At 31.3% G+C, this 19259-nt stretch carries 19 protein-coding genes and 1 pseudogene; 6 read left to right on the top strand and 14 right to left on the bottom strand.

The features are described 5' to 3' along the window. Positions 1-32: 32 nt before the first annotated feature. Together LPB87_RS11785 and LPB87_RS11780 are read right to left on the bottom strand one after the other, a co-directional pair. Complete coding sequence (locus tag LPB87_RS11785; protein ID WP_129540584.1) at positions 33-2033, bottom strand: fumarate reductase/succinate dehydrogenase flavoprotein subunit; 2001 nt, start codon at positions 2031-2033, stop codon at positions 33-35. Between the two features lie 11 nt (positions 2034-2044). After that, the gene (locus LPB87_RS11780; RefSeq protein ID WP_129540583.1) at positions 2045-2710 is read right to left on the bottom strand and encodes a succinate dehydrogenase cytochrome b subunit; all 666 of its coding nucleotides are present in this window, start codon (positions 2708-2710) and stop codon (positions 2045-2047) included. Positions 2711-3029: 319 nt separating this feature from the next. Here LPB87_RS11780 and LPB87_RS11775 point away from each other — a divergent pair, with 319 nt between their 5' ends. Then, positions 3030-4391 carry a hydroxymethylglutaryl-CoA synthase gene (locus LPB87_RS11775; RefSeq protein ID WP_230728027.1) on the top strand — a complete coding sequence of 454 codons (1362 nt, stop codon included), beginning with the start codon at positions 3030-3032 and terminating at the stop codon, positions 4389-4391. Positions 4392-4559: 168 nt separating this feature from the next. Here the strand turns inward: LPB87_RS11775 and LPB87_RS11770 are convergent, their stop codons facing one another. The 4 genes from LPB87_RS11770 to LPB87_RS11755 form a co-directional block, all read right to left on the bottom strand. Continuing rightward, entirely contained in the window at positions 4560-4739 is a 180-nt protein-coding gene (locus LPB87_RS11770) for a hypothetical protein (RefSeq protein WP_230728026.1), read from the bottom strand. A 95-nt stretch (positions 4740-4834) separates the two neighbouring features. Then, entirely contained in the window at positions 4835-5188 is a 354-nt protein-coding gene (locus tag LPB87_RS11765) for a hypothetical protein (RefSeq protein WP_230728025.1), read from the bottom strand. A gap of 154 nt (positions 5189-5342) precedes the next feature. Next, positions 5343-5864 (bottom strand): hypothetical protein, encoded by a 522-nt coding sequence (locus tag LPB87_RS11760; protein WP_230728024.1) that lies wholly within the window; start codon positions 5862-5864, stop codon positions 5343-5345. 130 nt (positions 5865-5994) lie between these two features. After that, on the bottom strand, positions 5995-7347 hold the full coding sequence (locus LPB87_RS11755; protein ID WP_230728023.1) for a polymer-forming cytoskeletal protein: 1353 nt from the start codon (positions 7345-7347) through the stop codon (positions 5995-5997). Positions 7348-7785: 438 nt separating this feature from the next. Between LPB87_RS11755 and LPB87_RS11750 the strand changes: the two genes are divergently transcribed. From LPB87_RS11750 to LPB87_RS11740, 3 genes are all read left to right on the top strand, one after another. Then, positions 7786-8571: a hypothetical protein gene (locus LPB87_RS11750; protein ID WP_230728022.1), complete on the top strand. Its 786-nt coding sequence runs from the start codon at positions 7786-7788 to the stop codon at positions 8569-8571. Next, positions 8568-9080 carry a hypothetical protein gene (locus tag LPB87_RS11745; RefSeq protein ID WP_129540577.1) on the top strand — a complete coding sequence of 171 codons (513 nt, stop codon included), beginning with the start codon at positions 8568-8570 and terminating at the stop codon, positions 9078-9080. The genes LPB87_RS11750 and LPB87_RS11745 overlap by 4 nt, the downstream gene beginning before the upstream one ends. 70 nt (positions 9081-9150) lie before the next feature. Then, positions 9151-9564 carry a helix-turn-helix transcriptional regulator gene (locus tag LPB87_RS11740; RefSeq protein ID WP_230728021.1) on the top strand — a complete coding sequence of 138 codons (414 nt, stop codon included), beginning with the start codon at positions 9151-9153 and terminating at the stop codon, positions 9562-9564. Between the two features lie 141 nt (positions 9565-9705). Here LPB87_RS11740 and LPB87_RS11735 read toward each other — a convergent pair whose 3' ends face one another. Together LPB87_RS11735 and LPB87_RS11730 are read right to left on the bottom strand one after the other, a co-directional pair. Continuing rightward, positions 9706-10209, bottom strand: a complete 504-nt coding sequence (locus tag LPB87_RS11735) for a hypothetical protein (RefSeq protein WP_230728020.1) — start codon at positions 10207-10209, stop codon at positions 9706-9708. Further along, positions 10209-10463 (bottom strand): hypothetical protein, encoded by a 255-nt coding sequence (locus LPB87_RS11730; protein WP_230728019.1) that lies wholly within the window; start codon positions 10461-10463, stop codon positions 10209-10211. Before LPB87_RS11730 ends, LPB87_RS11735 begins: the two co-directional genes overlap by 1 nt. Before the next feature lie 445 nt (positions 10464-10908). Here LPB87_RS11730 and LPB87_RS11725 point away from each other — a divergent pair, with 445 nt between their 5' ends. Continuing rightward, positions 10909-12201: an aminopeptidase P family protein gene (locus tag LPB87_RS11725; RefSeq protein ID WP_230728018.1), complete on the top strand. Its 1293-nt coding sequence runs from the start codon at positions 10909-10911 to the stop codon at positions 12199-12201. 104 nt (positions 12202-12305) lie between these two features. Beyond that, on the top strand, positions 12306-13088 hold the full coding sequence (locus tag LPB87_RS11720; protein WP_230728017.1) for an alpha/beta hydrolase: 783 nt from the start codon (positions 12306-12308) through the stop codon (positions 13086-13088). A gap of 60 nt (positions 13089-13148) precedes the next feature. Here the strand turns inward: LPB87_RS11720 and LPB87_RS11715 are convergent, their stop codons facing one another. The 6 genes and pseudogenes from LPB87_RS11715 to LPB87_RS11690 form a co-directional block, all read right to left on the bottom strand. After that, the gene (locus LPB87_RS11715; RefSeq protein ID WP_129540573.1) at positions 13149-13523 is read right to left on the bottom strand and encodes a hypothetical protein; all 375 of its coding nucleotides are present in this window, start codon (positions 13521-13523) and stop codon (positions 13149-13151) included. A gap of 16 nt (positions 13524-13539) precedes the next feature. Continuing rightward, positions 13540-13869 carry a roadblock/LC7 domain-containing protein gene (locus LPB87_RS11710; RefSeq protein WP_129540572.1) on the bottom strand — a complete coding sequence of 110 codons (330 nt, stop codon included), beginning with the start codon at positions 13867-13869 and terminating at the stop codon, positions 13540-13542. Between the two features lie 497 nt (positions 13870-14366). Further along, positions 14367-15114: pseudogene (locus LPB87_RS11705) on the bottom strand (PD-(D/E)XK nuclease family protein); the annotation flags it as partial. A 371-nt stretch (positions 15115-15485) separates the two neighbouring features. Beyond that, entirely contained in the window at positions 15486-16157 is a 672-nt protein-coding gene (locus LPB87_RS11700) for an ATP-binding cassette domain-containing protein (RefSeq protein ID WP_230728016.1), read from the bottom strand. Beyond that, a complete protein-coding gene (locus tag LPB87_RS11695; protein WP_129540569.1) occupies positions 16154-16459 on the bottom strand; it encodes a hypothetical protein in 306 nt (101 codons plus the stop codon). Before LPB87_RS11695 ends, LPB87_RS11700 begins: the two co-directional genes overlap by 4 nt. Next, a complete protein-coding gene (locus LPB87_RS11690) occupies positions 16459-19221 on the bottom strand; it encodes a PD-(D/E)XK nuclease family protein (protein ID WP_230728015.1) in 2763 nt (920 codons plus the stop codon). The genes LPB87_RS11695 and LPB87_RS11690 overlap by 1 nt, the downstream gene beginning before the upstream one ends. Between the last annotated feature and the right edge of the window lie 38 nt (positions 19222-19259).

Genomic DNA, 19259 nt, shown 5'->3' with positions numbered 1-19259 from the left:
TGACTTTGAGACTTTTGTCTTTTAACTAATTGCTATTTATAACTACGAGTTACCAATTTAATATTATCGAAAACTAATTCTTCTTTATGCAATACTGCATCGCTAGGTTTTCCTTTGTACTCCCAAGCTGCTACATAAGCAAAGTTTTCATCATCACGTTGTGCTTCTCCATCTGCTGATTGGTATTCTTCACGGAAGTGACCTCCACAAGATTCATTTCTGTGTAAAGCATCTTTCGCAAACAATTCACCTAGCTCCAAGAAATCGGCAACACGTGTCGCTTTCTCTAATTCTTGATTAAACTCATTCGCTTTTCCTGGTACTTTTACATCTCTGTAAAATTCTTCACGTAAAGCAGCAATTTCTACAATAGCTTCATTTAATCCTTTAGCGTTACGAGCCATACCAACTTTATCCCACATAATTTTCCCTAATTTCTTATGGAAATGGTCAACAGAATGTGTACCGTTATTGTTAAGGAATTTCTCGATTTGGTCTTTTACAGCTTTCTCAGCTTCTACGAATTCTGGTAAATCTGTAGAAATAGGTCCCATCTTGATATCTGGTGACAAATAATCTCCGATAGTGTATGGTAATACAAAATATCCATCTGCTAAACCTTGCATTAAAGCAGAAGCTCCTAATCTGTTTGCTCCGTGATCAGAGAAGTTAGACTCTCCAATAGAGAAACATCCAGGAATTGTAGTCATTAAATTATAATCAACCCAAGTTCCACCCATTGTATAGTGAACCGCAGGATAAATCATCATTGGTGTTATGTATGGGTTTTCGTCAACGATTTTTAAATACATTTGGAATAAGTTTCCGTATTTATTTTCAACTACTTCAGTTCCTAATTTAATAACCAGGTTCTTATCATTAGCATCTAAACCTTTAACATAAGCTTGTTCTTTACCATAACGCTGTATTGCTGCAGCAAAATCAAGGTAAACAGCCTCACCTGTTTTATTTACTCCAAAACCTGCATCACAACGCTCTTTAGCAGCACGAGATGCAACGTCACGAGGAACTAAATTTCCAAATGAAGGGTATCTTCTTTCTAAGTAATAATCTCTTTCCTCTTCAGATAAATCTGTTGGTTTTTTCTTTCCTTCACGGATAGCTTTTGCATCTTCTAATTTTGCAGGCACCCAAATACGACCATCATTACGTAAAGATTCAGACATCAAAGTCAATTTTGACTGGTGATCTCCAGAAACTGGAATACATGTTGGGTGAATTTGTGTGTAACAAGGATTTGCAAAAAACGCTCCTTTTTTGTGAATTTTCCAAGCTGCAGTAGCATTACTTCCCATCGCATTTGTCGATAAGAAAAATACGTTTCCGTAACCACCTGAACCAATAACAACAGCGTGAGCTGAGTGTCTTTCGATTTCTCCTGTAATTAAGTTACGAGCAATAATACCTCTTGCTTTTCCGTCTACAATAACTAAATCTAGCATTTCGTGACGGTTGTACATTTTGATTTTTCCACGACCGATTTGACGGTTCATTGCAGAATATGCTCCTAATAATAATTGTTGTCCGGTTTGTCCTTTTGCATAAAAAGTTCTAGAAACCAAAGTTCCTCCAAAAGAACGGTTATCTAATAAACCACCGTATTCACGAGCCAATGGAACTCCTTGAGCCACACATTGGTCGATAATATTAGCCGAAACTTCGGCAAGACGATGAACGTTTGCTTCACGCGCACGGTAGTCACCCCCTTTTACTGTATCATAAAACAAACGGAAAACTGAATCTCCATCTCCTTGATAGTTTTTTGCTGCATTAATTCCCCCTTGTGCTGCAATTGAGTGCGCACGACGTGGTGAATCTTGAAAACAAAAAGCTTTTACGTTATACCCTAATTCAGCAAGAGTCGCAGCAGCAGAACCTCCAGCTAAACCAGTTCCAACAACAATAACATCTAAGTTACGTTTGTTAGCAGGGTTTACTAAATTAATATGATCTTTATAATCTGTCCATTTGTCCGAAATTGGGCCGTGTGGAATTTTTGAATCTAATGCCATTATAATTTATATTAATTATTGAAATGATGAAATAATGCGATTATTACGAAAAGGGCAGGAACTACTACCGCAAATCCATAACCGAATCTACTTAAAGATCTAGAGTACTTATTGTTCATCCCCATTGACTGAAGTGAAGAACTGAATCCGTGCCAAAGGTGGAAACCTAACAACACAAAAGAAATACAATACAATCCTGTACGAATTGGATCATGAAATTTATGAACTAATTCTCCATAATACCTTGTAGCATCTGGTGCTGTACCTACTATATATTTATAGGTAACTTCAGGAAACCAAAAATCGTAAAAATGCAATACTAAAAATGCTAAAATAACAGCTCCAGAAATAATCATATTTCTAGAAGTCCATGAAGCATTAGCAGCTCCGTTGTATTTTGCATATGCAATTGGTCTTGCCGCGCTGTTTTGAAGTGTCAATACAAATCCCATTACAAAATGGAAAATTACACCGATTGCCAAAACAGGTTGCATTACATATTGAATCAGCGGATTGTATCCCATAAAGTGAGAAGCCTCGTTAAAGACATCTATACTTATAATAGAAATAAAATTTAAGGAAACATGCAGCGCTAAAAACGTGATTAAGAATATTCCCGAAAGAGCCATAGCCACTTTCTTTAAGATGGAAGCATTCAATAGTGCAGATTGTGCCATAAGAGTTTAAGTAGTTTGTTTTAAAAAATTATACAAAAATAACTTAAATACTAATGAACTACAACCATTTCGTTGTTATTTATAATGATTTTAAAGAGTTTTCGCAGACTTCTTTGCAATTAATTTAAAAACAACAAAATAAGTTTGAAAAGAATTACAGTATAGATAATTCTTGCTTTTTATGTAATTACCAAATTGCTATTTTTTTCAGCTTTTTAATTTATTTTCCTCAAAAGTGTCCTAAACCCGAATTTTATCTATTTAAAATAACCAAAGTCTGAAAGCTTAATTTTACCTTTATCGCCTCAAAAAAACCAGAATGAAAACAGGAATTGATGCTATTTCTTTTGATGTAGCCAACATACATTTGCCCATAAAAATTTTGGCTACAGCCAGAAATATCGAACCCGAAAAATTAGAAAAAGGCTTGGGTTTAATCAAAATGACCCTCCCAGACACTTATCAAGATACAGTCGTTTTTGGCGCAAATGCACTAACAAAACTAATTACTGAAAACCAAATAAACTTAAATGAAATAAGTCGAATTTACGTTGGAACCGAAAGCGCAATTGATAGTTCGAAACCTATAAGTTCTTTTTTGATTGCATTAATGGAACAAAAATTTGGTGAAGACACTTTATCTGAATGTGATGTTGTCGATTTTACTTTTGCTTGTATCGGAGGTGTTGATGCTTTACAAAACTGCATTGACTTTATTAAACTAAACCCAACAAAAAAAGCAATTGTCGTTACGACCGATTTTGCTAAATACGATTTAAATTCAACTGGAGAATATACTCAAGGGGCTGGAGCACTAGCAATGTTAGTAACTTCAAACCCTAGAATTATTGCTTTCGATGAAAATTGGGCAACAAGTACAAAAGGTGTTTTTGACTTTTTCAAACCATACAGAAGTCTTTCAAAAGAAACAATTACACAAAACAAAAACAACGAATCTTGGTTTGATAATTTAGAAACTGAGATTGAGATTCATAAAGATCAACCCGTTTTTGACGGACAATACTCTAATCAGTGTTATATGGATCGCACTCGCAACGCGTACTTTTCATTCAAGAAACTAAAGAACGCTACAGAAACTTTATACAATACTTGGAGTAGCATTATCATGCACCTTCCCTACTCTTTTCAAGGAAGAAGAATGTTATCAGAAATATATGCTTTAGACAGTACAGAAAAAATTATTGCAGAGAATATTGAACCCGCTGATTATCAAAACAAAATCAAAGAAGTTGGAAAATCAGATGCATACAAAACATTTGTAACTGAGAAATTGCAACCTGCAGAATTAGCTTCGTCATTAATAGGTAACCTTTACACAGGTTCTATTTTTATGGGACTATTATCGACTTTGGCTCATTTTTACGATACCAAAACAGAAATATCAGGAACCAAATTTGGGTTTCTTGCTTACGGAAGCGGTTCTAAATCAAAAGTTTTCGAAGGAACAATTCAGCCCGAATGGCAATCGGCTCTTACTGAAACCAAACTTTTTGAGACTTTAGAAAAAAGCACCGAAATTGATTTTGAAACTTATGAAAAGCTTCACAAAAAAGAACAAAAACAAAGCATCCGAACTCCTAAAAACGAATGGGTTTTAGATAGAATCGAAAAAGAAATCCCTAATTTAATTGGGGCAAGATATTATAAATGGGTTGATTAAATTATTCAAAAACCGAAGTCTTTTAAGCTTCGGTTTTTTTATATTACTTTTTTAAATCTAACCGCAAAGAGCACAAAGTTTTACGCTAAGTTCGCTAAGCTTTGCGAACTTTGCGCTTATCAGGCATTACACAAACAAACCTTGCACCCTTTGCGGTTAACCAACAAATCAATCTTTTTTATGTTGTTCTGTGTAATTTTGATTCCCTTTAAGAGCTTCATCGTGTACATTCATTCCGTTTGCCATTCCGAGCACGAATGCAGTAATGATTAATATTATTTTTCTTTTTATCCAAAGTATTAGTTGCCTAGATTGCTCTAAGCGTATTTTATTATTACGTTTATACATTTTGTAAATGATAAATGATTAGACTTTTTTTTATCATCATTATGCCTAGAATAGCATAAATGCCTAGAAAAATTCACTAAGCGTTGTATAAACTTTTAATAAGGGATATTGGAAGTTATTATTTCATTTATAAAAATAGACTGAGTTATAAATGAACTTATATTCTGACACAGAAACTGATGTTCCGCTAAAACAATCGCGACTTGAAGGCTAAAAACGACTGAAAACTCAACATATCTTAAAGGAATTAAAAAGTAAGTTTTCCCTAGAGATTTTACTTGATTGAAAACGTATAAACCAGAGTCTTTAAAATTTAATTCTCTGCCTACATTAATTAATAAAGACTGATAATAATCGGCTGATTTTGATTGAAATTCCAAAGCACCATCACCTGCAATCACGACAAAAGCCAGAAAGAGATAAATCAGATATTTTAAATGCTTTTTCAATCTATTTTTATTTGAAATATTATTTACTGCAATTTATTAAATTATTTGAGTTCGAAATGTTTTTATCGAATATTTGGAAATCTCGTTTCTCTAATTTTATTTTTTGATTCCATAATTTTACTACCGGCAAATTCATTACTTGTTCCAAAAAAAGCTAGTAAAAGTTAGTCTGTAGCTGATTTACATAATCCTCTACTGTCAAATAAAAATCTTCAGGCATTAGCGCCAGTGTTATGTAAATACCATCTATCGTGACCGCAAAACTCTTATCCGATTCTGGCCATCTTCTATGATTGTCTGGATCTGACTTTACAATGGTAAAAACTTCTCCAATTATTTTTTTAAGGTTATCAGGATTTTGATATTCTGTTTTCATTTTCTGGATTTCAATCATTAAATTTAATAATGAAATAGTTGGAATGTCTGGCAAAGCTTCCTTATCTAAATCATTTTCACAAAATGAAATTTCAGGTGTTGAATCAATCATAATATATTCTTGCCCCCAAATAAATCCTCCTCCATCACTTTTTACTAATTCCTTTAAATCAAATACAATTTCATTTACTGAACTTAAATCAAAATCTGACAAATAACTTGAATTAGGAATCTCATCGTCAGAAACCCCAATATTCACACTCCTTCGAGACTGAACTACTATTCCTTTTGAGTATGTCATATTATTTTTTATACTTTAATAAATTAATAAAAAAAGCATCTCATGCATTTTATCTTTGAATCCACGTATTCCTTTATAATCAAAAACCAGATCTTACTTTCTGGTATTCTGATTTAACTATATAATAATTTTACAAATATTCATTCAACTCTAAACGCTCAAATTTAACCTTGTGTTTTTGAACATATTTACTCCACTCCTCTTTATTTCCAATGCCATAAACGGAAAAAGCATAATCAACGATTTCTTTACTAAAATGATTCCCGAAAACAGTATCTAAATACTCTATCCCTGAATCGATTACTTGTTTCAAGATAGATAATTTATCTATTACATTTTCTTTACAAGCCTTATCAAGCCATAATCCTTTTCCAATTTTCACATATTCTTTGAGTAAACTTTCAGTAATAAACTCCGAAGGAACATCATTAATATCTGGTTGATGTTTTGCATTCTTAAAAACTAACAGAATCAATTCTTCAGAATAATATTCTTCTGGAATTAATCTTAACATTGTTCCATTTTCAGAGGCATTAAAACAAAGTTCTTTAGTCATAAATTCATCCGGAATAACTTGAATTGCAAAACCATCTTTGCCAATTAATTTATCGCAGAATTCAAAAGTTATCAAACTCTTATCAATAAATGGCAAAGCGTGATAGGTAATATTTAACGCCAGATTACAAAGCTCCTCGGTTTTAAATTCTTTCGGAACCAATTTAAGATCTCTATAATTTGATAAAACACGACCGCGCCAATATTCATACGTTTTTGCAGGAGGATTATTTTGTTTTAAAATCAATTCTCCAAATTCTAATTCCCGTTTTAATTCTTCAAAAGTTTCTATTAAAGAATTATCAAGATGTTTTCGCAATTCTATCGAGATAATGTCCTCCCCAGAAACTTCATCGTATTCACATTCGTTTTCAGTATCAAAATCATCCGCTCTGTCATTATAATAAAACAGGCTATTTTTACGCTCCGCAAATGTTGTATAATGATCTTCGACTATAAATACAGGAGCTTCAATTACACCATCACATTTAAAATTACCGTGATTATAGGAAGTCATCACAACTTCCTGAGCCCTAACATTGCCTTTTATTTCAACATAAGAACCGCCTAATAACATGCTTTGGCAATTAACATTACCTACAATAAAAACATAGGGTCCATAATCTCCTTCTGCATTTATTATAGTTCCGTTTGTAGAGAAATTTCCATTTATTAAAACACCTTCAATTCTTAACGTATCAATCCCTTTTAACGGTAGATTTAATAATTTGCACAACCATTTCTTTTCTTTATCCTCATAAAGGTCTAAAAAAAAGTTACCTTCAAAATTGACATCTTGATTTGCTACAAGAAAGAAATCCTCATTATCCCATTCCTCAAAATAATCAAACCCTTCTCGCTCAACCAAAAAAGGATAGATTTCTTTAACTTCTTTAATGGTAACTAATTTAAAAACTGAATTATGCATTTTATGATTTATTAAGCCAAATCGCTTCGGATTTTTTCATGTCAAGATTACGCAATTCTACTATAAAAATCAATAATCATCAGAAAAATTATACTTTTAATCCGTTTGATAAAGTATTAAAACTATACGAATAGTTCTTACTGAAAAAGAAAAAGTTGCTCTTTTAAAGAAGTTATTGAGCGAAAAAATAATTTTACGGAAGATATATTTATAGAAAACCGAAGTTTTTATTAAGCTTCGGTTTTTTTACACTTACAGTTTCGCATAAATAATAGATTACAAATTTTATAATATTTATTTTTATTCACATATAAAAACCTTACAATTGTATTTATTAGTAAAATTGTAATATATTTATCGTAAATATTATTTTCTCATGCTCGAATACTTTATGACAGCTACAAATCCTTAAATTAATACAAACTAACACTTTTTAGTATGTTTAGACAATCAAAAAGAAATCCATTTGATAAAAACGAATTTATGAAAGATGATATACAGGAAAGAAAAGATTTTTTAGGAAAGATGCTGGAAGCTAGAAAAACTAAAAGTCGTTATGATTCTATTTTTTCTTCTCGTGATAATTTCTTTTCTATTGGTCCCAAAAGAAGTGCAACTGAAGGAGAGTTATATTTTGATAGCAATGACAATACAATTTATCGAGGAAATAGAGATGGTAGCTGGACTAAAGCTACTCAGTTAAGTGAAATTGTAGTTACAAATTTAATTGGAAGAATAGTTAAAAGCGATGGTATAAGAGTTTTTGGTTTTGGTGGAGATGCCGTTGCAGGAAGTGGAAATTTAAGAAATGATAGAGGTTCGGGATCAATTCCTTCCCCGGGACATGATTTAAATACCGCTTTTGATTTAGGTTACTTATTAGGGAAATTATTTCCAAATCCATCAATGATGATTCCCTGGCTTTTAGAATTTGAACTTCGATTAAAATATGGCGCTCCAAACAAGCAATCATCAGCTCCTAAAAATACAAATTCTACTGATCCAGAAATGATTATAATGTCATTATATAATTACAGTGCTACAGATGTATTTGGAGGAAACCATTCTCAAGTTCATGAAAAGAAAGTAAAAGATACAGCTGTAGAACCTTCTCAAAAAGGCAATATTGAACAGATGAATAGTAGAGCTTATAAAAAAGCTACACAAGAAAGAGATGCGAATAACCGTGAACTTCAAAAGAAACTAGATTATTATAAACAATGAAAAAGACAGCATTTTTTTTAATCGTAATATCTTTAATACTAATTTCTTGTAATAAAGAAAAAAAGACAGCAGGGAATAATAAAATTATTAATCATGAAATTAATATAGTTTTCCCTGATACTGTATTTCTTAATGAACTTTATAATGGAAAAATAAATTATAAAAATGATTTAGACAGTATAGATACTAGTTTAAGTAATGAAAAAAAATATAGATATATTGATTATTATTTTGTGAAAACTAAAAATATAAATTATACGGATGAACATTTAAAAAAAATAACAACCGATACCTTTACAGCTGAACATTACAAAAGCATTCCTTTGTATTCTATTCGATTTGATAGCTTAGGCATTAATTATATTGACGGCATAATTGTAGATGAAGTAAATATATCACACGGAGCCAAAGGTAAAAACAAAGAGCCTATGGATAGAATAATTACCAATGAATTTAGAGTCACCAAAAAAGTAGTAGTCATTGAGAAACCTAAAATTATAAAACCTTAGTGGCTTTTTTCTCCAAACGAAGATCAAAAATATAACTGAAATGTAAAAGAATTTTAAATATCTTTGAACTATGAGCACAGAAACAAAACCTAGACATATCGGAAGAAACATTAGCCGAATCAGAGAGCTTAAAGGAATGAAACAAGAAGCACTTGCTATTGCAATTGGCATAAGCCAACAATCTATTTCTAATATTGAAGGAAGCGAAAGTGTTGATGACGAAAAGCTAAAAGCAATTGCCGAAGCTTTAGGCATTCCTGCCGAAGTGATAAAAAACTTTTCTGAAGAAGCTGTTTTTAATATTATTGAAAATACTTTTGATATAGAAAACAACAATGGTTCTGCAATTAGTTATGGATGTACTTTTAATCCGTTAGATAAACTTCTTGAAGCTTTTGATAAAAATGAAAAACTTTATGAACGATTGGTTCAGGCTGAAAAAGAGAAAGTTGCTTTTTTAGAAAAATTACTAAGTGAGAAATAATTTTTACGAAAATATATTTATAGAAAAACCGAAGTTTGATTGCTTCGGTTTTTTTATGGATTTGATTATTGTTACGGGCACGGATTACAAATCCGCGCTATCGGGCATATGTCACTTTTATTGAAAGTGAATATCTTCTTGTTATTCACTTTTCCATTTTTCATATAATTGTTTTGTATTTCTAAATCGCGAGGAAACCCCAAAACATTCACTGTAATTATCTACTGCCTCAAATATCACATCTCGATATTCCGTTCTCCAATCTCTATCCAAAATATATTTGTGAATTATACAGTACGAAAATCGATCAAGAGCATTTAAATAATTTTCACGAGCAATTTTGATTTTGTCAGCAAATAACCCCAAAACATCTTCATTCAATTCAACTTCAGAAGAATTTATTTGAATATCATAAGCCCTTAACTCAAAATTACATTGATCAAAATATTCTTTTCTTTTATTTAGTTCACTCTCCAATTCTAGAACAGTCATAAGAGTACTATTCTTTTGGCTTTCTGCCAAACTTTGCAATTGAATTTTAACTTGTTTTATTTGATACCATGCAACTAAGAGAACACCTAAAGAAATTATTACAGAAAGAACACTCGAAAATGCGCTTATCCAATCAGTTATAGAAGGACACATTATTTTCCAAGCTTAGCCATTAATCTTTGAAGTATTAATTGCGTTTTATTAGAGTTAGAGATTGAATTTTGATGATCTTGAGATTTTGTTTCATAATCATTTTGATGAACTTTAAAATAAACCATCAATTCAGGAAGTGAAACTCCAGATGAAGCTAATAAAGGAATAATTTCATTTAAGACAGAATCAATTTCAATAATTGAATCAGCCGTCTTTAGTTTTTCTAAATATTGCCTAATAATTTGTTCTTTCATAATACAATTAGTTATATATGCAATGTACAAATAAATGATTATTAAAGAGTTTAGCAGTGTAAGATTTTTTAACAAATTACAATACCTGGTTTATTAACACAATTTTCCACAATACTGAGTTCGCGTGAGGGATTACTTCACATTATTTTATTTTAATTGGAGTTCAGTGAATTTCATTTGAGGCGTCATCCTTTTATGAAGCGATAGCGGAGTAAAAGATATAGCCGAAAGCCCGACCCGGAGGGACACGCCATTCTAAAAAGATTCTAAGGTTCTGAGTTGCTAAGATTTAGAAAAGAAAAAATCAGCCAAATCTCCTAAATCTGCGAGAGAAAAAGCAAAAGAAAAAACCCAAAAACAAATAAGAAAATTTTAATAAACCAATCCTTTTTAGTGTTTCTAAAATTAGTATTTTTGAGTATTCAAAGTATAAAACCAAATTAACATGAAATATCATCAAATAAACAACTCTCTTTTTATAAAAAATCGCGAAAAATTCATGGCTCAAATGAAGCCTAATAGTGTAGCGGTTTTTAATTCAAATGATATTTATCCAGTTAGCGCCGATAGCACATTACCATTTGCTCAACATAGAGATATTTTTTACCTAAGCGGAGTAGATCAGGAAGAAAGCATCTTATTACTTTTCCCAGATGCACCATATGAAAACCAACGTGAAATTTTGTTTTTAAAAGAAACCAATGACCATATTGCTGTTTGGGAAGGGGAAAAACTAACCAAACAACGTGCCTTTGAAGTTTCTGGAATCAAAACCGTTTATTGGTTACAAGATTTTGAAAAAGTCTTAAACGAAATGATGACTTATGCCGATACAATGTACATTAATACTAATGAGCATTATCGTGCAACTGTTGAAACTGAAACTCGTGAAGCTCGTTTTGTAAAATGGTGGAAAGAAAGATATCCAGCACATCAGGTTGCCAAAAGTAACCCAATATTACAACGCATTCGTTCGGTAAAAGAAAGCGAAGAAATCGATTTGATTCAGCAAGCGTGTAATATCACCGAAAAAGGTTTCCGAAGATTATTATCTTTTGTAAAACCAAATGTAACTGAATACGAAATCGAAGCGGAGCTTATTCACGAATTTATTCGCAATCGCTCTAAAGGTTTTGCTTATACTCCTATTATTGCTTCAGGAAATAACGCAAACGTACTGCACTATATCGAAAACAACCAACAATGTAAAGCTGGAGATTTAATCTTACTGGATGTTGCTGCCGAATATGCTAATTATTCTAGCGATATGTCTCGTACAATTCCTGTATCGGGTACCTATACCGCTCGCCAAAAAGCAGTTTACAATGCTGTTTTGCGTGTGAAGAATGAAGCTACAAAAATGCTTACACCTGGAACGCTTTGGAAACAATATCATTTAGAAGTTGGAAAAATAATGACTTCGGAATTATTAGATTTAAAACTAATTGACAAAGCCGATGTGCAAAACGAAAACCCAGACTGGCCAGCCTATAAAAAATACTTCATGCACGGGACTTCTCACCACATGGGGCTAGATACGCATGATTACGGATTGCTTCACGAACCAATGAAAGCCAATATGGTTTTTACAGTTGAACCTGGAATTTACATCCCTGCTGAAGGTTTCGGTATTCGAATAGAAGATAATGTTGTGATTCAGGAAACTGGAGAGCCATTTAATTTAATGCGCAATATTCCTATTGAAGCTGATGAGATAGAAAGCTTAATGAACGTTTAATTCAGTTCATTTTATTCATAAAAACAAACGGCTTTCAGAAATGTTAGCCGTTTTGCTTTTACATACATAACAAACTACTATTTTTGCAACATAAATTAATCTCATTGAAAAATATCCTCTTCAAAAACACCAATATCTCTTATTCAGACACAGGAAAAGGTACAACTATCGTTTTGCTTCATGGTTTCTTAGAAAACAAAACCATGTGGAATCATTATGTTGATACATTCTCTAAAAATTACCGCGTTGTCACTATTGATTTATTGGGTCATGGAAAAACAGAACCACGAGGTTACGTTCATACAATGGAAGACAATTCCGATGTGGTAAACGAAGTCCTATCTCATCTTGAGATCGAGAGGGCTGTTTTAATAGGGCACTCTATGGGCGGTTATGTCGCTTTGGCTTTCGCCGAATTATACACCGAAAAAGTACAAGGTTTGGTTTTATTAAATTCTACATCTAAACCTGATAATGCCGAACGAAAACTAAACCGAACCAGAGCAATCAAAGCCGTTAAACTAAACTATACAGCTTTTATAAGTTTAGCTATAGGTAATTTATTTAGCGAAAACAACCGAGAAAGGCTTGCTACAAACATCGAACTCGTAAAAGAAGAAGCCTTAAAAACACCACTTCAAGGAATTATTGCTTCATTAGAAGGTATGAAGATCAGAAAAGATAAGGAGATTATTTTGCATACAAATCTTTTCCCAATGTTATTGATCTTAGGAGAAAAAGACCCTGTTTTGAACTACGAAGAAAGTATTCAACAAATAGAAAATACAAATGTATCACTTGTAACTTTCCCTGATGGGCATATGAGCTCTATCGAGAACGAAACAAAATTGACTGCTGTTTTATTAGATTTTTTTAATAAGATTTAAAATAACAAAAGGCTATTTCAAAAAAAATGAAATAGCCTTTTTTATAAGTAAAAATAGAATCTATAATTTAGAAGATATATCTTTTTTAAATTTAGCCAAAACTGCTCTTGTCATACCTAAATTAGCTTTAGTTGAATCTACTGCTAAATAAATAAAATATTTTTCGTCATCAGAAACATCTATTATATGCAACTGATTCGTTAGAGTAATTAATATGTCATTGATTTTCTGGTTCAAGCCTAAAGCTTTAATAGCATTCATTTTAGCTTTAACGACTTCTAAGTTATAAGCCGAAGCTAATTCAGGATCAAAATTTGGGTCTAAAGAAAGTGAAGAATAAGACATTCCAGTTTCAACTTCTGTTACAGATACAGCGATAAAACCTGAAATGTTTTCTTTCAAATCATTTTGAAAGTTTTGTAAAAAATCTGACATGGTATTTATATTAAAATTAGTTATTATGTATAGTCTCCATCCTACGAAGCAAAAGCCCCATTTTACTAGTATCTTTTGAAAGCAAAGCAATACAATTATCATCTTGATCTTTGTTTGCAACCACAATCCCTCCGTCATTTTTAATCATGACCTGTTTAAGTCCTCCGATATTAATATCTTCCGACATTTCCAAGCACATTTTCAAAATCATACCAATCATTGCCGCAACGTTACCATCGTACTCCAGATTAACCGATTCAATTAAAATGCCGTCTATACTAAAAATCAATCCAGATTCGGCTCCCGTTTCAGTCACCAACGTGTTTAAATCAATACTTCCTTGCATATATCTTTGTTTTTTGAAGCGCCAAAGTTATTTTAATTTAAAAGAGTCGTGAACTAAACACTTGTTAAATAAAAGTTAATCATACCACCCTGATAACCCATTGTTTATACTTCAATCTTTTGGCAATAATAAATTATTTAAACCAACAAATACCAATAAAAACAACTAATAATCTCACAAAAATGACATACCAATACAAAAAATGAAATAATAATTCACGATTCCAGATAAAACTCATTACCAAATCATTATATAAGTTTTTTATATAAATTTGCCAAAAATTAAGTTCTATGAAAACAACTGATGAATTACGCTTTGACTTAAACGTCAAGCTAATGAAATTCCGAAGATTTCGTTTTATAAACGGCGAGATCACTTTGGGAGATCATAAACAAGAACAGGCTAAAAAAGGTTTTTTCAAAAAAATATTTAGCTAAAATAATTTACAACGAAAGCTTTTATCAAAACCGCCCCTTTTGATAAATCTTTTAGTATTTCTACACTATCTTTTCTTCAAAAGCTATTTCAATATTCAGAATTTCATTCAAAAGCAAAGCTATTTGCTCCAGATAATCCCTCATTATCTCACTATTAATAATAGAATTGACATCTTTCTCTTCTTTAAATCCAAAAGGTAAAAAACCAGATTTTAAGTTCTTAAAGGAGATAATCCCAGCTTCAATAGGCAGTCCATTTGCATTATTTTCATACATAAAGGCATATGCTAAAACCTGAATAATTTTATCATTTTTTATATCAGCCACAAGCCCATCCCAATTTTTAAGAATAACATTAGCCTTATCTACTTTACCTGTTTTATAATCAATAATCCGGATAATGCCATTACGCTGTTCAATTCTATCTATGTTTCCTTTTATTAAAACCGGAAAAGATAAACCTGGATGCGTCAATGTTCTCTAGAAAATTTCTTCTATTGCAAGAATTTTAATTGCATCACCTTCTTTAATATTATCAAGTTCAACTTTCAAGAAATTTGTAACATTACGTTTAGCTACTTCAAAAGCCAAAAGATTACGCCCTTTTTTAACCTCACCTTCTTTATAAACTAACTTAAACTGTTTCAAGACTTCATTATCTAGTAATTTAAATATCATTTTCAAAAATAAATTTGCCTACAAAAGGTACATAAAGCGCCTTCAAGGTTTCATGGATGATTGTTCCTAATGTATTTAAAGCAATATTCTCTTCAACTTCTTCGACCTCGCGGATTCGCAATATTTTTTTGGAAATAAAACTGAATCGAAACAGTACCATTAAAGCCGTTAAACAAAACTATTCCACATTTATAGGTTTGGCTATAGGTAATTTATTTAGCAAAAATAACAAGGAAAGACTTAAAAACTCAGCTTCAGGGAATAATTGCTTCATAAAAAGGCATGAAGATTAGAAAAGACAAGGGAATTATTTCACATACAAATCTCTTCCCAATGTTATTGCTTTTTAGGAGAAAAAGACCCTGTTTTAAACTACGAAGAAAGTATTCAGCAAATAGAAAATACAAATGTATCACTTGTAACTTTCTCTGATGGACACATGAGTTCTATCGAGAACGAAACAAAATTGACTGCGGTTTTGTTAGATTTTTTTAAAGAGATTTAAATCATTTCAGAACTTAAATATCCTTTTTCAATGAGTTCGTTTTTATCTTTTAAATGATTTAGTTTCCCATTTTTAATTAAAATCAATCTTGTTGAAATACTAATTACATTTCTGTAATTATGGTCGGATATTATGATTCCTTTTTTACAGGAATTCATAACAATTAATTGATTAACTTTTTCAATCATCAAAGGAGATAATCCATTATAAGGCTCATCGAGTAAAACAAACTTTGATGAATTCTCTAATACAAGTTTTATTTCGAGATAACGTAATTCACCTCCTGATAAATGAGCAATCTTTTTGTCGGTTATTGCCTGTATCATTTCGTCATTACAAAATGAATTAATTCTTTCTTTTGCAATTGAGAGCCGAATCGCTTTTTTAACAGAAAAAATGTTTGGAATAAAATTATCCTGACTCAAATAACTTATTTCATTCATTAATTCTTTAGTCTTTGTTTTGATAACACCATTAATCCTAACAAACTTAAAATTTGCGGATGTAATTCCGAAAATAATTTTAAGAAAAGTAGATTTACCCGAACCGTTTCTTCCCAAAAGTCCAACTATATCATTTGTTTCGCATTGCAAATAAACATCCGAAAGAATTATTCTTTCACCATAAGACTTTTGAACACTATCGATTTCTAAAACATTTCTTTTCAAAATAATCTACTTATTAGATTAAAAATAAAGATACCCACTATTAGAAACAATAGATTAAAACACCAAGAATAAAACCAAAGCCAACCTTTAGAAAGACCATTATTAAAATAAAATAAATATTCGTTTCTAGAATTATTTTCTTTTACTGCCAAGCTTATTGCAAAACCAAAACTCACAACCGAATAATTAAAAACAAGTAACCCTCCAAAAAGTAAAGGCAAAATACTTGCTGCCAAATTAATGGCTATTGTACTTTTAAAAAATTCAAAAGCATTCCCTAACTTCTTGATTGTTTTACTCATTATATTTTTTCTTCAAAAGGAATTGTAATATCCAATATCTCATTGAGCAACAACACAATTTGTTCAAAATAATTATGCATTATCTCATTATTAATAATCATATTAACGTCCTTTTCTTCTTTAAATCCAAAAGGTAAAAAGCCAGATTTTAAGTTCTTAAAGGAGATAATTCCAGCTTCAATAGGCAATCCATTTGCATTGTTTTCATACATAAAGGCATATGCCAAAACCTGAATAATTTTATCATTTTTTATATCGGCTATAAGTCCATCCCAATTTTTAAGAATAACATTAGCCTTATCTACCTTACCTGTTTTATAATCAATAATCCGGATAATACCATTACGCTGTTCAATTCTATCTACGTTTCCTTTTATTAAAACCGGGAAAGGTAAACCTGGATGTGTCAATGTTCTTTCAAAAGTTTCTTCTATTGCAAGAATTTTAATTGCATCACCATCTTTGATACACTCTAGTTCTACTTTTAAAAAATTTGAAACATTCCGTTTCGCTACTTCAAAAGCCAAAAGATTACGCCCTTTTTTAATCTCCCCTTCTTTATAAACTAACTTAAACTGTTTCAAGACTTCATTATCTAGTAATTTAAAACAATTTAAAATATCGCTCTCAGAGATAAATTTACCAATAAAAGGATCATAAAGCGCTTTCAATGTTTCATGAATAATAGTCCCTAAAGTATTTAAAGCAATATTCTCTTCAACTTCTTCGACCTCACGAATTCGCAATATTTTCTGAAAATAAAACTGAATCGGATTTCGAATATAACTCGTTAATGCTGATGGTGAAAATCCTACACTTGCAATTTCTTTCAACCGTATCATTACAGCCTCAGATTTAGGAATGACCATTGGCTCATATGCTGTTTCTGGCAAAACTGCATTATAAATTTCATGAGTCAAATTGTGTTTTGGCTTTTTTTCAACCTCAAGCTGCGTTATAAAGCGGCTTCTCTCACCCGCATCCAGTCCTTCACTTTCTGTATTATAGAGCAAGTAAATATTCTTAGCACGCTGTAATAAATGATAAAAGTGAAACGTATAAATGGCATCTTTCTCTTTAAATGTTGGCAAACCCAATTCACGTTTAACATCATAAGGAATAAACGAGTTCATAGATTTTCCTGCTGGAAATTTACCTTCGTTCATAGAAGTTACAATTACGGTATCAAAGTCCAGAACACGACTCTCTAAAACTCCCATGATCTGTAAACCGTTTAAAGGCTCTCCTTCAAACGAAACTTCGGCCACTTCTATAACTTGTTTATAAATAGCATAGAGCGTTTCTATTTTATCAATATGCTGGTGCTGAGAATAGTAATTAATCAACTTATTAATTACCTTAAAAATAGCAAAAACGAACGTCTTCGCAATTTTATCTTCTTCACTATCATTACTTAGATTCTCCTTTATCTGGAGTAAGAGTTTTGAAATATTGTTTAAAACTGCTACTGAACCGGAATCCCACTTTTGAAAAAGCAACAAAAACAAATCTGAATGATTCTCATTAAGCTCAATAATTTTAGAGTGAGTTATAAAAGTATAATTGTTTTGATTTATCTTTTTCACCAATCCTTTTACGTTGGCATATGGCTCAATCAAAGGATGTGTTAAGATATCTAAAACATCTTTATAATAAAAAACATAAGAAACACTGTTTCTAGACAATGCATTAGTATGCATTTTAAACAGTTTTGCAATCAAAATTTGAGTTGGATTATTCTTACTTGAATACCCCATTGTAATATTTAAAGCTCCCACAGAAGATGGTAAAGCATATAAAAGTGGTACTAGTAAATTTTCATCACCTAATACTACAGCTACTTTATCTAATGATGAACCTGGATTATTAGTAATAATTTCTTCAATTATACTTCCTGTTATTTTTGCTTGTCCAATTGATTTTGGCGTACCAATAACTTGTATGTTTTTAGATTGAGAGAAATCATCTAATATCCATTCAAAGGGGTTTGCTTTATAATATTTCCAATCTTGTTTAAAACGTCTAACAAATAATCCTGTATCATGGTAGGGATCATTTAAAAAAGTTTTATCAATATCCCAATATATTTTAGCCTGCTCAGAAGCTATTAAATGCTGAATAATTTTTTCTTCCGCAGCATTTAAAGCATTAAATCCCGCAAAAACAAAATGCTGATTCTGAACTGAATTCGTAAAATGATCTATATTATTCACCGCTTCTCTATAAATCAATCCTTGATATCCAATTTGTTTATTAAGCAAATGAGTATATAAAGATTCGTAATAACTAGGTAGCAACTTCCAAAAATCTATATAATTCTCTAATAATTGAGTTTTATTTTCAACCTCTATTCCCCATTTTTTAATATCCTCAATATCCTTAAGATAAGAAAGTACGTGTGATGGATCTAATAAATATCTATCGATTTCATTAAAATCCTGCAATAATGTTTTTCCCCAATTAGCGAACAACTCAAAAGACTGTTGGTTTTTTTTCTCCGTAATTGACATGTACACCTCATAAAACTCGAACAATAATTCTATTGAATCAATTGACCGTACGGAGGCTATATCCTGAATAAATTCTTCAATACTAATTATCTTAGGACTGATAACCGTATTCTGTATTTGTTTTTTTAAAGCTTCGACAAGAAAAATTTTGGCCCTTTTATTTGGTAGAACAATTGTAGTTTCAGCCAATTTGCCTAAATAATCTTCAATTATAACCTTTGCAATCTTATCTAAAAAGTAAATTTCTGTCATTGTATAAAAATAAAAAAAGCCATTCAATTAAGAATGGC

Source organism: Flavobacterium sp. EDS (assembly GCF_020991525.1).
Taxonomy (GTDB): Bacteria; Bacteroidota; Bacteroidia; order Flavobacteriales; family Flavobacteriaceae; genus Flavobacterium.
Note: the sequence above shows the minus strand (reverse complement) of the source record. Positions and strands in the feature narration are given on the sequence as shown.

Bases quoted from the DNA above. Each gene is read 5' to 3' on its own strand.
- LPB87_RS11770 (WP_230728026.1), bottom strand. From the start codon at position 4,739: ATGTATAAACGTAATAATAAAATACGCTTAGAGCAATCTAGGCAACTA.
- LPB87_RS11725 (WP_230728018.1), top strand. From the start codon at position 10,909: ATGAAATATCATCAAATAAACAACTCTCTTTTTATAAAAAATCGCGAA.
- LPB87_RS11715 (WP_129540573.1), bottom strand. From the start codon at position 13,523: ATGTCAGATTTTTTACAAAACTTTCAAAATGATTTGAAAGAAAACATT.
- LPB87_RS11730 (WP_230728019.1), bottom strand. From the start codon at position 10,463: ATGAAAGAACAAATTATTAGGCAATATTTAGAAAAACTAAAGACGGCT.
- LPB87_RS11750 (WP_230728022.1), top strand. From the start codon at position 7,786: ATGTTTAGACAATCAAAAAGAAATCCATTTGATAAAAACGAATTTATG.
- LPB87_RS11745 (WP_129540577.1), top strand. From the start codon at position 8,568: ATGAAAAAGACAGCATTTTTTTTAATCGTAATATCTTTAATACTAATT.
- LPB87_RS11785 (WP_129540584.1), bottom strand. From the start codon at position 2,033: ATGGCATTAGATTCAAAAATTCCACACGGCCCAATTTCGGACAAATGG.
- LPB87_RS11760 (WP_230728024.1), bottom strand. From the start codon at position 5,864: ATGACATACTCAAAAGGAATAGTAGTTCAGTCTCGAAGGAGTGTGAAT.
- LPB87_RS11710 (WP_129540572.1), bottom strand. From the start codon at position 13,869: ATGCAAGGAAGTATTGATTTAAACACGTTGGTGACTGAAACGGGAGCC.
- LPB87_RS11690 (WP_230728015.1), bottom strand. From the start codon at position 19,221: ATGACAGAAATTTACTTTTTAGATAAGATTGCAAAGGTTATAATTGAA.
- LPB87_RS11755 (WP_230728023.1), bottom strand. From the start codon at position 7,347: ATGCATAATTCAGTTTTTAAATTAGTTACCATTAAAGAAGTTAAAGAA.
- LPB87_RS11735 (WP_230728020.1), bottom strand. From the start codon at position 10,209: ATGTGTCCTTCTATAACTGATTGGATAAGCGCATTTTCGAGTGTTCTT.
- LPB87_RS11695 (WP_129540569.1), bottom strand. From the start codon at position 16,459: ATGAGTAAAACAATCAAGAAGTTAGGGAATGCTTTTGAATTTTTTAAA.
- LPB87_RS11775 (WP_230728027.1), top strand. From the start codon at position 3,030: ATGAAAACAGGAATTGATGCTATTTCTTTTGATGTAGCCAACATACAT.
- LPB87_RS11780 (WP_129540583.1), bottom strand. From the start codon at position 2,710: ATGGCACAATCTGCACTATTGAATGCTTCCATCTTAAAGAAAGTGGCT.
- LPB87_RS11740 (WP_230728021.1), top strand. From the start codon at position 9,151: ATGAGCACAGAAACAAAACCTAGACATATCGGAAGAAACATTAGCCGA.